13 protein-coding genes are annotated in these 13,809 nt (G+C 46.5%); 11 read left to right on the top strand and 2 right to left on the bottom strand.

What is annotated here, in order from left to right; genetic code table 11:
• Window positions 1–78: 78 nt before the first annotated feature.
• Window positions 79–1,377, top strand: a complete 1,299-nt coding sequence (locus EEX84_RS02835; protein WP_123164080.1) for a M48 family metallopeptidase — start codon at window positions 79–81, stop codon at window positions 1,375–1,377.
• Between the two features lie 86 nt (window positions 1,378–1,463).
• Here the strand turns inward: EEX84_RS02835 and EEX84_RS02830 are convergent, their stop codons facing one another.
• Window positions 1,464–1,988: a COG4315 family predicted lipoprotein gene (locus tag EEX84_RS02830; protein WP_123164079.1), complete on the bottom strand. Its 525-nt coding sequence runs from the start codon at window positions 1,986–1,988 to the stop codon at window positions 1,464–1,466.
• A gap of 416 nt (window positions 1,989–2,404) precedes the next feature.
• On the opposite strand from EEX84_RS02830, the gene EEX84_RS02825 reads away from it, so the two are divergent.
• The 4 genes from EEX84_RS02825 (at window position 2,405) to EEX84_RS02810 (ending at window position 6,945) form a co-directional block, all read left to right on the top strand.
• Window positions 2,405–3,691, top strand: a complete 1,287-nt coding sequence (locus EEX84_RS02825; RefSeq protein ID WP_123164078.1) for an MFS transporter — start codon at window positions 2,405–2,407, stop codon at window positions 3,689–3,691.
• Window positions 3,692–3,875: 184 nt separating this feature from the next.
• Entirely contained in the window at window positions 3,876–4,163 is a 288-nt protein-coding gene (locus EEX84_RS02820) for a metal-sensitive transcriptional regulator (protein ID WP_123164077.1), read from the top strand.
• 76 nt (window positions 4,164–4,239) lie between these two features.
• Complete coding sequence (gene copZ, locus EEX84_RS02815; protein ID WP_123164076.1) at window positions 4,240–4,443, top strand: copper chaperone CopZ; 204 nt, start codon at window positions 4,240–4,242, stop codon at window positions 4,441–4,443.
• A 72-nt stretch (window positions 4,444–4,515) separates the two neighbouring features.
• The gene (locus EEX84_RS02810; protein ID WP_123164075.1) at window positions 4,516–6,945 is read left to right on the top strand and encodes a heavy metal translocating P-type ATPase; all 2,430 of its coding nucleotides are present in this window, start codon (window positions 4,516–4,518) and stop codon (window positions 6,943–6,945) included.
• Window positions 6,946–7,312: 367 nt separating this feature from the next.
• Here EEX84_RS02810 and EEX84_RS02805 read toward each other — a convergent pair whose 3' ends face one another.
• Complete coding sequence (locus EEX84_RS02805) at window positions 7,313–7,705, bottom strand: DUF1259 domain-containing protein (RefSeq protein ID WP_123164074.1); 393 nt, start codon at window positions 7,703–7,705, stop codon at window positions 7,313–7,315.
• A gap of 279 nt (window positions 7,706–7,984) precedes the next feature.
• Between EEX84_RS02805 and EEX84_RS02800 the strand changes: the two genes are divergently transcribed.
• From EEX84_RS02800 to EEX84_RS02775, 6 genes are all read left to right on the top strand, one after another.
• Complete coding sequence (locus tag EEX84_RS02800) at window positions 7,985–8,833, top strand: cation diffusion facilitator family transporter (RefSeq protein ID WP_240033904.1); 849 nt, start codon at window positions 7,985–7,987, stop codon at window positions 8,831–8,833.
• 131 nt (window positions 8,834–8,964) lie between these two features.
• Window positions 8,965–9,834, top strand: a complete 870-nt coding sequence (locus EEX84_RS02795) for an SDR family oxidoreductase (protein ID WP_123164072.1) — start codon at window positions 8,965–8,967, stop codon at window positions 9,832–9,834.
• Window positions 9,835–10,069: 235 nt separating this feature from the next.
• Complete coding sequence (locus tag EEX84_RS02790) at window positions 10,070–10,777, top strand: DNA alkylation repair protein (RefSeq protein ID WP_123164455.1); 708 nt, start codon at window positions 10,070–10,072, stop codon at window positions 10,775–10,777.
• 413 nt (window positions 10,778–11,190) lie between these two features.
• The gene (gene arsC, locus EEX84_RS02785) at window positions 11,191–11,610 is read left to right on the top strand and encodes an arsenate reductase (thioredoxin) (protein WP_123164071.1); all 420 of its coding nucleotides are present in this window, start codon (window positions 11,191–11,193) and stop codon (window positions 11,608–11,610) included.
• A gap of 185 nt (window positions 11,611–11,795) precedes the next feature.
• The gene (locus EEX84_RS02780) at window positions 11,796–12,245 is read left to right on the top strand and encodes a MarR family winged helix-turn-helix transcriptional regulator (protein WP_123164070.1); all 450 of its coding nucleotides are present in this window, start codon (window positions 11,796–11,798) and stop codon (window positions 12,243–12,245) included.
• Between the two features lie 61 nt (window positions 12,246–12,306).
• Window positions 12,307–13,677, top strand: a complete 1,371-nt coding sequence (locus EEX84_RS02775; RefSeq protein WP_123164069.1) for an FAD-dependent oxidoreductase — start codon at window positions 12,307–12,309, stop codon at window positions 13,675–13,677.
• The last annotated feature ends 132 nt before the right edge of the window (window positions 13,678–13,809 follow it).

Raw genomic sequence — 13,809 nt, 5'->3', positions numbered from 1 at the left:
ACTTTGAATTCAAGTATTCCAAAAAGGATTTCTGTGCTATTATATGTAAGAAAATTTCATATTGAGAGGGAGAAAGAAATGAATCATTCACGTGTTCAATCAAAAAGGGAGAGTATTTATTTCCTCATCAGCCTGTTGGTCAGTGTGCTGATCTATCTGGCGGTCATCGTTTCGGTCGTCGGTGTTGCCATTGCTCTGGCCATTTTTGCTTTGCTGCTTTTCACCCATGCGTTGATGCTCGGGTCCATTCGTGGGAACGGGATCCGGATCCATGAACGGCAATTCCCCGATGTCTATGAACGTGTCCAGACATTATCCAAAGAAATGGGCTTGAAAAAAGTGCCGGATGTTTTTGTGATTCAGTCAGAAGGGGCATTAAATGCGTTCGCCACACGCTTTTTCGGGCGGGACATGGTCGTTTTGTATTCGGAAGTTTTTGAATTGGCACGTGAACAGGGAGAAGATGAATTGAGTTTCATCATTGCCCATGAACTTGCTCATATTAAACGGCGTCATGTCTGGAAAAATCTGCTGATTTTGCCGGCCGGTTTTATTCCTTTTCTGAGTCAAGCCTACAGCCGCTCCTGTGAGTACACGTGCGACCGCCACGCAGCTTTTGCGATTCAAAATGCGGCAGCTGCGCAACAGGCGCTGACTCTTCTCGGCGTCGGCAAGAAAATGTACCGGGAAGTGAATGAAGAAGCTTACCGGCAGCAGATCGCGACAGAATCGAACGGTTTTGTCTGGTTGAGCGAAGTGCTGTCAACTCATCCCCGTCTGCCGAAACGCATCCAGGCCATTCAGCGCTTTGACAATAGTGAATTGCCTGTTTATGCACCGAATCGTGGGAAAATTGCGCTTGGAGCTACGGTTTTGTTCGGATCTATGGTAGCAGTCTATTTCTTAAGTGTTGCCATTTTTACCGGAGGAACTATGGTTTACTCCCAATTTTTCACTTCAGCAATGGATGAAATGCTGTCTTATGAAGAGGAGTTTCTCATTGAAGGACAGACACCGCTTATGACTGCGGCCTCGGCTGGAGAATATGATGAAGTCGTATCGTTGGTGGAAGAAGGGGCAGATGTTCTTGAAAAAGATTCGGAAGGCGCAGATGCACTGATGTATGCCATTTATGCAGGAGATACAGAGATTATGTCGTATCTACTGTCAGAAGGGGCTGACCCGAATACAGAAGATCTGTATTCAACGGCAGTGGGGACCGCGGTCTTGTATGGTGAATACGACAGTGCCTTGCTGCTGCTGGAAAATGGCGCGAATCCTTCGAAGGCGGGGGCTGATGGAATGACTGCCATGGATTACATGGAGGCATCCTCTGAAGAAGAATTGATCGAGTTGTTGCAGACAAGCGAATATTGATTTTGCTGTCATAATAGAAAGTAAATCAGAAGTTCAATAATTCACCAGCGGAGCGGTCATGAAAATGGCTGCTCCGCTGGTTTTTTTCATTGCGGAAACGTCGTATCGTTGTTCACGATATACCAGGCGTCATTCAATCCTTCGCCGTTGGCGTCACCCTGCTCTTCATCGTTGATGAAATAATACAGCGGATACCCTTTGAAAGTCACTTGTTCTTCGCCATTGTCTTCTCTGGTAATGGTTCCAAAGTCATTTTCATCAAAACCTTCAGGTACCTCAAAATCCTGTGCTGTAAACGCCGGCCAGTTGACCAGGCAGTCACCGGTACAATTGCTCATATCCGGTTCGTCATTTGCAAAGTAATAAAGTGTCATTCCTTCAGAATCCGCCAAATAGGAACCCACTTCTTCGTTTTCCAGTAACATTAGGCTACCAGCAGATTCGCCTGAACTTTCATTTGTGGAAGGCTCTTCTTCAGTGGCTTCTTCAGGTTCTTCTATCTCGCCTGGTGGCATTTCCGTAACTTCTGGATTCACCGGCTCTGCATCCCCGCAAGCCGACAAAAGGAACAAGGCTGAAAAAATCGCGTAAAGAAATAAACGCTTATCCATTCCATTGCACTCCTTCACTGAGTATTTTCCGTTGCAGCTTGTCGTTCGGCCTGGCCGCTGCTGCTGGTCTCATTTCGGTAGTGCAGAAGGGATCGTCTTTCCATAGAATTGCTCCTTTCCGTTGTATGTACCTGTACTGCAGGGAGTTTGGAAAGGGCGGCGATGGAAGAATGATCAATTGACGGTTGAGATTCTTGTTATAATTATTCCCTGTATTGGCAAAAGAAAACCGTTTTGCTGGAGCCTATGCAATCCTCTGGTTATCTGACGACAGATTGTTCAAAAATATAATTAAAAAGAGCATACGGTCTCCAAGTTCTTTATACTTGAGGTGTAGAGAAACAAGTAGCAAAAGCTCACACTCTGAACGGTTAATGCACATGAACGATAAATCAGTTTGAAGCAGGTGAACAATTATGAAGAAGATAAGCGACGATTCCATTCAACCGTATATAGAGTCACCGGAAAAACTGAAGAGACTATACAGAAGAGTCATTTTTGTTGCGAGTCTTTCCCAAATATTCGGCGGTGCCGGCTTGGCGGCCGGAATTACAGTAGGTGCATTGCTGGCTCAGGAAATGTTGGGAACCGCTGCCTATGCAGGTCTGCCCACAGCTTTGTTTACGCTGGGTTCTGCTGGAGCCGCTTTATTGATCGGCCGTCTTTCCCAGCGCTACGGCCGCCGTCCCGGTCTAACAATGGGTTTTTTGCTCGGTGGACTGGGAGGGCTTGGAGTTGTTGTTGCCGCCATCATCCATAGTATTCCGCTGCTATTCCTATTTCTGTTCATTTACGGAGCCGGGACAGCCACCAATCTGCAGGCTCGCTATGCCGGAACGGATTTGGCAAACAAAAACCAGCGTGCCAAAGCTGTCAGTATCATCATGGTGTCAGCCACGTTTGGTGCGTTTGCTGGTCCCAATATGGTCGATGTCATGGGAGAATTCGCTCAGTTCATCGGCATTCCGGCACTGGCGGGTCCATTCCTCTTATCCGGAACAGCTTTTATGCTGGCCGGACTGGTGATTTTCCTGCTGCTCCGCCCGGATCCATTTCTGATTGCAAAAGCGATGGAAGTCTATAAACTGGAACATGCCACAGAAGACTCTTCGGTGGATCTGCCACAGGTTCACAACACAAGAGGAGTTGCGGCCGGCGCTGCCATCATGGTGCTGACACAAATGGTCATGATTGGCATTATGACGATGACGCCGGTACATATGGGACATCATGGGCATGATCTCGGTAATATCGGACTGGTGATCGGCGTTCATATTGGAGCCATGTATCTGCCTTCGCTCTTTACGGGGATACTGGTGGATCGGTTTGGATCAACGGCTATGTCGGTAGCTGGAGGGGCAACACTTGCCCTGGCCGGAACTTTGGCTGCACTTGCACCGGGAAGTTCTTTGGCGGCACTTATTCTGGCGTTGGCGCTTCTTGGAGTCGGCTGGAACATCGGATTGATCAGTGGAACGACGAAAGTGGTCGATTCAACGGAGCCCGAAAGACGTGCGAAAACACAAGGGACTGTGGATGTCTTTATCGCTTTGTCCGGAGCTTCCGGTGGAGCATTATCCGGCATGGTGGTAGCTGGATCCAGTTATGCTGCGCTGTCATTGGTTGGCGGGTTTTTAGCCCTGGTTTTAATACCGATTATGCTGTGGTCCCATAGTAGCAACGACGCACCCCGTGCGAACTAAGGCTAACGGCAGAGTGAAACCGGCTGAACGCTGAGCAGGCCGTTGATATCGTTTTAGTTTGCAGCTGCAGAATAGGCGGGCAGGGTATTGAAAAGGGAGTTTTAAGGAAGCGGTTCTGTTGACAACCGACTTGGTTCATTGTATTATACGGGTATAGGGTATATTGATCCGGGAGGTTCGAGAAATGGAGAAGACGATGAAATCCACAGTACAACCCAACAAACAGCAGCTGTTAAACCGGTTGAAGCGGATCGAGGGGCAGGTTCGCGGTGTCCATCAAATGGTAGAGAATGACCGTTATTGCGTCGATATCCTGCACCAGGTCAGTGCGATTCAATCGGCCATGAACAAAGTCTCGCTGGCTTTACTGGAAGATCATACACATCACTGCGTGGCAAAAGCCATTAAAGACAACAAAGGCGAAGAAGCAATCAACGAGCTGATGGACGTCATGAAGACGATGACCAAGTAACAGAGGAAACAAAAAGCTTGTTATACCCTAAGAAGGTATATTAAGCTGAAGAAGTATAATAAGAGGAGGAATTACAATGAATGAAACATTAAAAGTAGAAGGTATGTCATGTGCACACTGCGTCAATGCAGTTGAATCGAGTGTAGGGGAACTTCAAGGCGTTTCAACAGTAAAAGTGGATCTTGAAAGCGGTCAGGTTGCCGTAAATTACGATGACAGCAAAACATCACTGGGCGAAATCAAGGAAACAATCGAAGACCAAGGGTATGACGTCGTATAAGAGTGCTCTTTCAGCACTCTTCTCTTTTAAATAAAATATACCCCCATGCAGTATGCGGAGGAGGAGAGAATCATGGCGACAGCAACAAAAGAAACAACAAAAGAAGCAAATTTTCAAATCACCGGGATGACCTGTGCGGCGTGTGCAACCCGCATCGAAAAAGGGTTGAACAAAATGGATGGCGTCGAACGGGCGAGCGTTAACCTTGCGCTTGAAAAGTCATCGATCCAGTACGATTCCAGTAAGCTCACTGAAGCGGATTTTGAAAAGAAAATCGACGCGCTCGGTTACGGCGTCGTCAAACAGAAAGCGGAATTTGATATCACCGGGATGACGTGTGCGGCGTGCTCGACCCGTGTTGAAAAAGGGTTGAACAGACTGGGTGGAGTGACAGCGGCGAATGTTAATCTGGCGCTTGAAAAAGCGACGATTGAATTCAATCCGTCTGAAGTGACGGTTGGCGACATCATCGCGAAAGTGGAAAAACTGGGTTACGGCGCTCATCAGCACCAGGAAGACACAGAAAAAGTGGATTACCGTGAAAAAGCCATCCAGGAGCAGAAATGGAAGTTCATTGCGTCAGCCATTCTGTCTCTGCCTTTACTGTGGACGATGGTGGGCCATTTTTCCTTTACTTCATTTTTATACGTTCCGGAAATCCTGATGAATCCGTGGGTTCAGATGCTGCTGGCGACTCCGGTGCAATTCATCATCGGGAAGCAGTTCTATGTCGGGGCCTATAAAGCCCTCCGCAACGGCAGCGCCAATATGGACGTGCTGGTCGCGATGGGGACCTCGGCGGCTTATTTCTACAGTGTTTACCAGGCGGTTATTCACGCCGGTTCGCCTCACGCGGCGCAGCTGTACTTTGAAACCAGTGCGGTATTGATTACCCTGATCGTATTGGGTAAATTGTTCGAAGCGAAAGCGAAAGGCCGTTCATCTGAAGCGATCAAGAAACTGATGGGCCTTCAGGCGAAAACGGCAACAGTTGTACGTAATGGGGCTGAAACAGTAGTGCCGTTGGAAGAAGTGGTAATCGGTGACACCATTTTGGTCAAGCCCGGTGAAAAGATTCCGGTGGACGGCGAAGTGTTCGAAGGGACCACGGCCGTCGATGAATCCATGCTGACGGGCGAAAGTTTGCCGGTCGATAAAGCGGCAGGCGATCTGCTCTATGGTTCAACGGTCAACAGCAATGGCTTTATTCAAATGAAAGCAACGAAAGTGGGACGCGACACTGCGCTCGCGCAAATCATCAAAGTGGTGGAAGACGCGCAGGGAACAAAAGCACCGATCCAGCGAATGGCCGACAAAATTTCCGGTATTTTCGTTCCGATTGTGGTCGGAATTGCCTTTATCACGTTCCTGGTTTGGTTTTTCCTTGTCCAGCCAGGGAATTTCACACCGGCACTTGAAGTGTTGATCGCAGTTTTGGTCATTGCCTGCCCGTGTGCGCTCGGTCTCGCAACGCCGACTTCCATCATGGCGGGTTCCGGCCGGTCAGCGGAAATGGGCGTCTTGTTCAAAGGTGGGGAACATTTAGAGCAGACGCAAGGCATCGACACGGTGGTCGTCGATAAGACGGGTACGGTGACGCACGGGAAACCGGTGTTGACGAATGTTTTAGTTGCTGATGGACAAAACGAAGAGCACTTCCTGTCACTCATCGGAGCAGCCGAAAAGCAGTCAGAGCATCCATTGGCACAAGCCATCGTGGAAGGAATCCAGGACAAAGGCATCGCACTTGGCAAAGTCCAGTTTTTCGAAGCCATCCCGGGTCACGGGGTGCAGGCGACGGTTTCCGGGCAAGGCGTCATCATCGGAACACGCAAGCTGATGCAGCAATACGGTATTGATGTTTCAGCGGTTATGTCTGAAATGGAAGTGTTGGAAAGCGAAGGCAAAACGGCGATGCTGGCTGCGGTCAACGGTGAGTATGCCGGATTGGTGGCCGTTGCGGATACCATTAAAGAGACTTCCCGCGGCGCCATCGCACGCCTTCAGGAAATGGGCATAAACGTCATCATGATGACGGGCGACAACGAGCGGACGGCACAGGCGATCGGCAAGGAAGTCGGCGTCGACGCGGTGATTTCGGAAGTGCTGCCGGAAGGCAAAGCGGATGAAGTGAAGAAACTGCAGCAGCAGGGCAAGAAAGTGGCGATGGTCGGCGACGGCATCAATGACGCGCCGGCACTTGCAACGGCTGATATCGGCATGGCCATCGGTACGGGTACCGACGTGGCGATGGAAGCGGCCGACATTACGCTGATCCGAGGCGACTTGAACAGCATTGCAGATGCAATCATCATGAGCCGCAAAACAATGCGCAACATCAAACAGAATCTGTTCTGGGCATTCGCCTACAACACGGTGGGAATTCCAATTGCGGCAATCGGTCTTCTCGCACCGTGGGTGGCCGGTGCTGCCATGGCATTCAGTTCCGTATCGGTCGTCCTGAACTCACTGCGGCTGCAGCGGGTAAGAATGCAAAAGTGATTTACTGTATTATGCGTTGACTGAGCGACCTTAAATGCATATGGGAGGCTGTACAGAAAGTCGTCGAAATGACTTTCATGTGCAGCTTTTTTATTGATTTCTTAAAAATGTTGATCGGTATAGACAAAATCCGGCAAGAGCCTTCGCCTTGCGGGTGTCAGGAGAAAAGCCGTCAGCACAACCCGCCGATGCAATGCTTCTTTTCCGTTATCCCATAAAGTAAACTGAATCAGAAAAAAAACAGGATGCCTGCTCCGGAAGTATCCGGAAATCAAGCAACCTGTAAAAAAGATTTGTATATGCCTTAAACTACCAGATTGATCTTACTGGTAATCGGTCTTTCAATAATAATCTTAAGAAAATTGTCTTATTTTTTTAGGACCTTGAAAGAATCAGCCAACTTTTGTGCAAACTCTTCCGGTTTTTCCACCGATTGTACATGAAGATACATAATGCTGGGCTCTGCAAAAAGCCAATGATTGTGAAGAGCAGAAATCGGCAAATTGTTTTTTCCTAAAGCTGCTGTAAAATCAGGTATTTCTTCCGGCAGTAAAACAATTTCGGCATGATTCAGTGCAGTCCCATCCTCTTCTAAAGATTCAAAGTGAATTTCCATGCTTGTTTCACTTCGAAATGGCCGTCCCTGAACCTTGACATCCAAATTCCTGGGTTTTGATGCTTCCACCATTCCGTCTTCCGGTTCTGCTTCTACTCCTAATATTTCACCAAACCGCTTCGCAATTTTTTCAATATCAGCCATTTGCAACCTCTCCTTTTTTTCCATTTTGTTCTTTTTCAACTCTTCTTTAAAGCTCTGGTTTTGGAGCTGTTTAGTTATATAATTTCCGATTGCAACGAACCTAAACACATCTCCCGCTATTGGTTTATAGATGAATTGAGCTGACAGGAGGAGAATATTGTTTAATCTTAAGGGAAAGGAAGAATAAGATTATTTATCAAAATGAAAAAGTGATGATGTTAGTTTATAGAGATTGATGGATTTCTTATGGTACGAAAAGTTGAAGAGGAGGGGAATTTAATGGCAAAATTTCAGAAGTCCTCAAAAAATATAAGATTAGCTTTCCTGATTAATCTTTTATTTTCAATTGGAGAATTTATTGGTGGTTTATTTACCAATAGTGTCGCCATTATGTCCGATGCTATCCATGATTTTGGAGATGCCGTTGCATTAGGACTTTCGTGGTTTTTGCAACGATTTTCAAATAAAGATAAGGACGAAAATTTTTCATTCGGGTACCAACGATTTTCACTTTTAGGAGCGTTAATCAATGCCATTGTTTTAATAGCTGGTTCTATTTATATTTTTTTTCAAGCTGTACCTTTACTGTTTAACCCAGAGCATTCCAATGCACTAGGAATGATCTGGTTTGCGATTGCCGGTGTACTGTTAAATGGGTATGCGGCTTTCCGGCTTCATAAAGGGAAATCCGTAAATGAGGGAGCTCTGTCTTGGCATATGCTGGAAGATGTTTTGGGATGGGTGGCAGTTCTAATTGTAGGCATAGTTTTACTGTTTAAAGACATTCATATTTTGGACCCTATTTTATCAATCGCTATTGCGTTGTTTATTGTGGTAAACGTGATTCGTAACTTGGTTAAAACATTGAAGATATTGTTAGAAGGAGTACCTGAAGGAGTCGATGTCGAAAAGGTTCAATCCACGATTGAAAATATACCGGGTGTTTTAAGTGTCCAACATCTATATATTTGGTCAATTGACGGGGAAGAAAATGCCTTGAATTTGCACCTTTTAGTTAAAAAGAGCGATTTTGATGACTCCGACGCAATTAAAGACAAGATAAGAGAAGCGACTTCCGGACTTCAGATTTCCCACTCGACCATTGAATTGAATTGGGAAAGCAACTGAAAACAGCTCGTGCAAAAATCCCTTATTTCCTTTGTTGTACAGTAAATATGTAGTCGCAAAAAATTTGTTTTCGTTTTTAAAAAAAGAATTGGGGAAAACAAAAAATAGTAAACTGTTAAGGAGGATTTTTGATGAAAAATGAAAAACCTGAAAACATTCCAGCCCAAGAGCAGAGCCGCCAGCCGGGATTTGAAAACGAGATGGATCCACGGCCGGATTTCAAGAAAAATTTAGCGGGACAGGCTCATCGGTTGCCGGAAAAAACGGCTTTGATCACCGGTGGAGACAGCGGAATTGGACGGGCAGTTGCGGTTGCCTTTGCAAAAGAAGGCGCCGATGTCGCAATCGCCTATCTTGATGAACACGAAGATGCGGAAGAAACCAAGAAGTATGTCGAACAAGAAGGCAGACGATGCCTGTTGATTGCGGGAGACATCGGCGATGAAACTTTCTGCAAAGATGCTGTTGACAAAGTGATTGCTGAATTTGGAAAATTGGATATCCTGGTAAACAATGCCGGGGAGCAACATGAACAGCCATCGTTAAAAGAGTTGCCGGCAGAGCAGCTGGAACGTACATTCCGAACCAACATCTTCGGTATGTTCCACATAACAAAGGCAGCTCTTCAGCATTTAAAAGCAGGCAGTTCCATTGTCAACACCACTTCCATCACTGCATTTCAAGGGGCGCCGACGATGATTGACTACTCTGCGACAAAAGGAGCTATTTTAGCCTTTACGCGCTCACTTTCCGGTTCATTGGCAGAAGAGGGGATTCGGGTGAATGCTGTGGCTCCGGGGCCGATCTGGACACCGCTGATTCCGGCGTCATTTCCGGAGGACAAAGTGGAAGGATTCGGCAAATCCGGTGCATTTGGAACGCCTATGAAGCGTCCCGGACAACCGGACGAATTAGCTGGAGGCTATGTATATCTTGCTTCGGATGACGCTTCTTATGTTACCGGTCAAGTTCTCCATATTAATGGAGGCACTCCTTATTGAAAGAAAAGCAAGGACTTCGTCAAATGAAGTCCTTGCTTTTTCGCTTTATTGGCTGAAACTAAGTATTCTGGTTAATTGCAGAAATTATTTCAGGGTTAAAACAGAGAAGCGTTTATTGAGGATAGAATTAAATGGTTCTTCTACGGTAAAATTGAAAACAAGGAACGTTGAAAAAATTGTATATTGGTTTTGCCAACTAAATATGAGCTCAGGATATGAAAGGGAGTGCCAAATGATGGATGCTGGAACCGTTATGCAGGAACTGGAAGCATTGGGCAAGGAACGAACGAAAAAAATGTACCTGTCAAATGGTGCTCATGAGCCGCTGTTTGGAGTAGCGACGGGCGCCATGAAACCGATTGCCCGGAAAATAAAAACAAACCAGCCTTTAGCGGAGGAACTTTACGCTACAGGAAACTATGATGCGATGTATTTTGCCGGCATTATTGCAGAGCCGAAAACGATGACGGAAGCGGATTATGATCGCTGGATGGATGGTGCCTATTTTTATATGCTGTCTGATTATGTGGTGGCTGTCACCTTATCTGAATCAGACATCGCACAAGACGTCGCCGATCAATGGATTGCAAGCGGTGAAGAACTGAGAATGTCAGCGGGATGGAGTTGCTATTGCTGGCTTTTGGGAAGTCGCAAAGACCAGGAATTTTCGGAACTCAAGATTTCCTCTATGCTCGATCTTGTAAAAAACACGGTCCACGATTCGCCGGAGCGGACGAAATCGTCCATGAATAACTTTCTCTATACCGTAGGAGTTTCGTATATTCCACTAAACGAAAAGGCAATTGAGGTCTCAAAAGAAACAGGGACAGTCGAAGTCAAACGGGAAAACAAAAAAAGCAGTTTCCTGAATGCTTATGACAGCATTCAAAAAGATATGGAAAAAGGAAGGCTCGGGTTTAAACGCAAGTTTGTAAGGTGTTAACCCCCGTTTTGCCCGGCAATGAATAAAGAACCGCTGACTAATTCTGTACTGCAAAAATTAGTCAACTTAAACAGCATGTTAAAAGCACAATCGGTTCGTCATGGATCGACCGTGCTTTTCTCATGCATAAATGGAAATAAGTATAGAAATCCAGTTGAACATATAAGCATATGCTGATATGTTGTGGTTAGCTTCTAAAACATTACTAAATAGAAATTCAATAAAAAACCGTACACATCAGGTACGAATCAGGGAGTAGGAGAAACAGGAGCTGCGAATCAGGTGCGACTAGTGAAGCGATTGTTTCTTGGAATTCTCATCATCCTGATAATTCAGGGTCTATAGGAAAACAGCTTCATGGTCTATATCGATTCACTGAAAAAATTTACTTTATTTAAAAGGGGCTTTATTACATGACGAAAAAAACATTGTATTTCCTATGCACGGGCAACTCCTGCCGCAGCCAGATGGCGGAAGGCTGGGGGAAAGAAATTCTTGGAGATGACTGGCAGGTACTGAGTGCCGGCATCGAAGCGCACGGGCTGAACCCGAACGCAGTCAAAGCGATGAACGAAGTGGACATTGATATTTCCGGCCAAACCTCTGATGTCATTGATTTGGACATTCTGAACAATGCAGACTTTGTTGTCACCTTGTGCGGCGATGCAGCCGACAAATGCCCGATGACTCCACCTCATGTAAAACGTGACCATTGGGGCTTTGTGGATCCGGCCAAAGCGCAAGGAACGGAAGAAGAGAAATGGATGGTTTTCCAAACGGTCCGTGATGATATCGGTCAGCGCATCCGCCGGTTTGCTGAAACAGGCGAGTAAAGCGGCAGTTGGGATTCTGCAATCCTGAGTTTGCAGCATTTAGAAATGAATAGAATTGCATTAGAAGAATCAGCCCGCGCCTATAGGGAAAAACAGGGAAGAGCTCAGTATCGGGCTCTTTTTTTATGTAATTATTACTTGCAAGTTGCAAGTAATAATTATATGATGTAGAAGAGGTGTAGAACATGGAAAATAAAAGAGAACTTTTTCAAAGTATGGTCAAACGGTTTGGTTTACTGAACAAGAATTGCTGCACGGTCGGAGATATGGAGATCAGTTTGGTGCAAAGCCATATCCTTTATGAAATCGATAAACGCGAAGCGCCATCCATGCAAGAAGTGGCAGATGCACTTGCCACGGACCTCTCTACATTCAGCCGCCAGATTCAGACGATGATGAAGATGAAGCTGGTAGCGAAAACGCCATCAGAAAAAGACAAGCGAATCTATGTCCTTCGGTTAACGACAGAAGGGAAATACGCAGCCACTGTCATCCAGGAAAGCATCGAATCCCATCTGGAAGAGATTTTCTCGCATCTGAATGATTTTGAGCGTGATATCGTCCTGCAATCCATGCAGCTGCTGAATCAGGCAATGGCCAAATCGGCGGTATGCTGTCAACCGGTGCTGAAATAAGATAATATAACATTTGCAAAAATCAAGTTCTATCTACTTGTTATCATAAGGAGGAATTCGAATGAATAACCAATCAGCCTGCTGCTCCACACAATCGTTTCCGATCCATCTGGAGTTGCCTGAAAAAGAAATGAACGGTTTGCCTGTCGTCATCATAGGTGCCGGTCCGGTCGGTTTGGCAGCAGCCGCGCATCTGGCAAAAGCCGGTGAAAAGTTTCTGGTAATCGAAGCTGGACCAGCAATCGGCCATCATGTTTTGCAATGGGGTCATGTCCGCTTGTTTTCCCCTTGGCAATACAATATCGACAAAGTGGCCCGTGAATTATTGGAAAGTTCCGGATGGACAGCTCCGGCGGACAACGAGCTGCCGGCCGGACAGGAATTGGTTGAGAATTACCTCAAGAAACTGGCTGCATTGCCGGACATCCAGCCGTTTATCCGTCTCAATACACGTGTCCAAGGCATCAGCAAAAAGGGCCAGGATAAAATGAAAACAGCTGGCCGGGATACTCTGCCGTTTATGTTGTATGTGGAAGAGAAGGGGGAAACGGCAAAGCGTATTGAAGCAAAAGCGGTGATTGATGCGACCGGGACTTGGGGACAACCGAATTCGTTGAGTGCGAGTGGCGTTTCGACAAAGAATGAACGGAATCTCCGGCATCACATCTTTTATGGAATTCCTGATATCCAGGGTAAAGATCGTGCACGGTTTGCCGGCAAACAAGTCGCCGTTATAGGAGGCGGACATTCCGCCATCAATGCCATTTTGGAACTTTCCGAACTGAATGATGAGGCTCCTGATGTGAAAATCCCTTGGATTCTGCGCAAGAACAAAGTGGAAGAAGCCTATGGCGGACAGGAAAATGATGCGCTACAGGCGCGGGGCGAATTGGGGTCGCGCATTCATCATTTGGTGGATAGCGGACAAGTTGAGGTGTTCACCTCATACCGTATTTTCGACGTTATCAAAGACGGGGAATCGCTTACGCTTGAAGGGGAACGGAACGGGGAAAGCCAGTCGGTACAGGGGCTGGATGAATTGATCGTCAATACAGGAAGCCGTCCGGATTTTTCGTTTTTGCGGGAAGTGCGGCTGAGTATTGATACGGCGACGGAAAGCGTGGAGGCGCTGGCTCCTTTGATCGACCCGAACCTTCACAGCTGCGGCACAGTCCGTCCGCATGGAGAACAGGAATTAAGGCAGCCCGAAAAGAATTTTTACATTGTCGGCATGAAAAGTTACGGCCGTGCACCGACTTTTCTAATGGCCACCGGTTATGAACAGGTCCGTTCTATTGTTGCTTATTTGACAGGAGATTTTCAGGCAGCAAGGAATGTGGAACTGGATTTGCCGGAGACGGGTGTCTGCGCCGCCAATCTCCCATCCAGCGAAAAACAGACGGTTTCCACGGGGAGTACTGGCTGCTGTTAATGGGAATGACAGATTCAGTGGAAAGGAACGAATCCATATGAATAATTTGATGAGTGAGTAACTCATTTATCATTGCACTTCTCTTCTTTCAAAGATGGGGTTATGCTATTGATTTCAACCGCCCAAAAAAGC

This window comes from Planococcus salinus (genome assembly GCF_003719725.1).
In the GTDB taxonomy this organism is placed as follows: domain Bacteria; phylum Bacillota; class Bacilli; order Bacillales_A; family Planococcaceae; genus Planococcus; species Planococcus salinus.
The sequence above is the reverse complement of the archived record's forward strand: the minus strand, read 5'-3'. Positions and strand labels throughout refer to the sequence as shown.

What these genes read in the sequence shown, in the direction of transcription:
- EEX84_RS02835 (WP_123164080.1), top strand. Translation starts at nt 79, where the DNA reads ATGAATCATTCACGTGTTCAATCAAAAAGGGAGAGTATTTATTTCCTC.
- EEX84_RS02830 (WP_123164079.1), bottom strand. Translation starts at nt 1,988, where the DNA reads ATGGATAAGCGTTTATTTCTTTACGCGATTTTTTCAGCCTTGTTCCTT.
- EEX84_RS02825 (WP_123164078.1), top strand. Translation starts at nt 2,405, where the DNA reads ATGAAGAAGATAAGCGACGATTCCATTCAACCGTATATAGAGTCACCG.
- EEX84_RS02820 (WP_123164077.1), top strand. Translation starts at nt 3,876, where the DNA reads ATGGAGAAGACGATGAAATCCACAGTACAACCCAACAAACAGCAGCTG.
- copZ (WP_123164076.1), top strand. Translation starts at nt 4,240, where the DNA reads ATGAATGAAACATTAAAAGTAGAAGGTATGTCATGTGCACACTGCGTC.
- EEX84_RS02810 (WP_123164075.1), top strand. Translation starts at nt 4,516, where the DNA reads ATGGCGACAGCAACAAAAGAAACAACAAAAGAAGCAAATTTTCAAATC.
- EEX84_RS02805 (WP_123164074.1), bottom strand. Translation starts at nt 7,705, where the DNA reads ATGGCTGATATTGAAAAAATTGCGAAGCGGTTTGGTGAAATATTAGGA.
- EEX84_RS02800 (WP_240033904.1), top strand. Translation starts at nt 7,985, where the DNA reads ATGGCAAAATTTCAGAAGTCCTCAAAAAATATAAGATTAGCTTTCCTG.
- EEX84_RS02795 (WP_123164072.1), top strand. Translation starts at nt 8,965, where the DNA reads ATGAAAAATGAAAAACCTGAAAACATTCCAGCCCAAGAGCAGAGCCGC.
- EEX84_RS02790 (WP_123164455.1), top strand. Translation starts at nt 10,070, where the DNA reads ATGGATGCTGGAACCGTTATGCAGGAACTGGAAGCATTGGGCAAGGAA.
- arsC (WP_123164071.1), top strand. Translation starts at nt 11,191, where the DNA reads ATGACGAAAAAAACATTGTATTTCCTATGCACGGGCAACTCCTGCCGC.
- EEX84_RS02780 (WP_123164070.1), top strand. Translation starts at nt 11,796, where the DNA reads ATGGAAAATAAAAGAGAACTTTTTCAAAGTATGGTCAAACGGTTTGGT.
- EEX84_RS02775 (WP_123164069.1), top strand. Translation starts at nt 12,307, where the DNA reads ATGAATAACCAATCAGCCTGCTGCTCCACACAATCGTTTCCGATCCAT.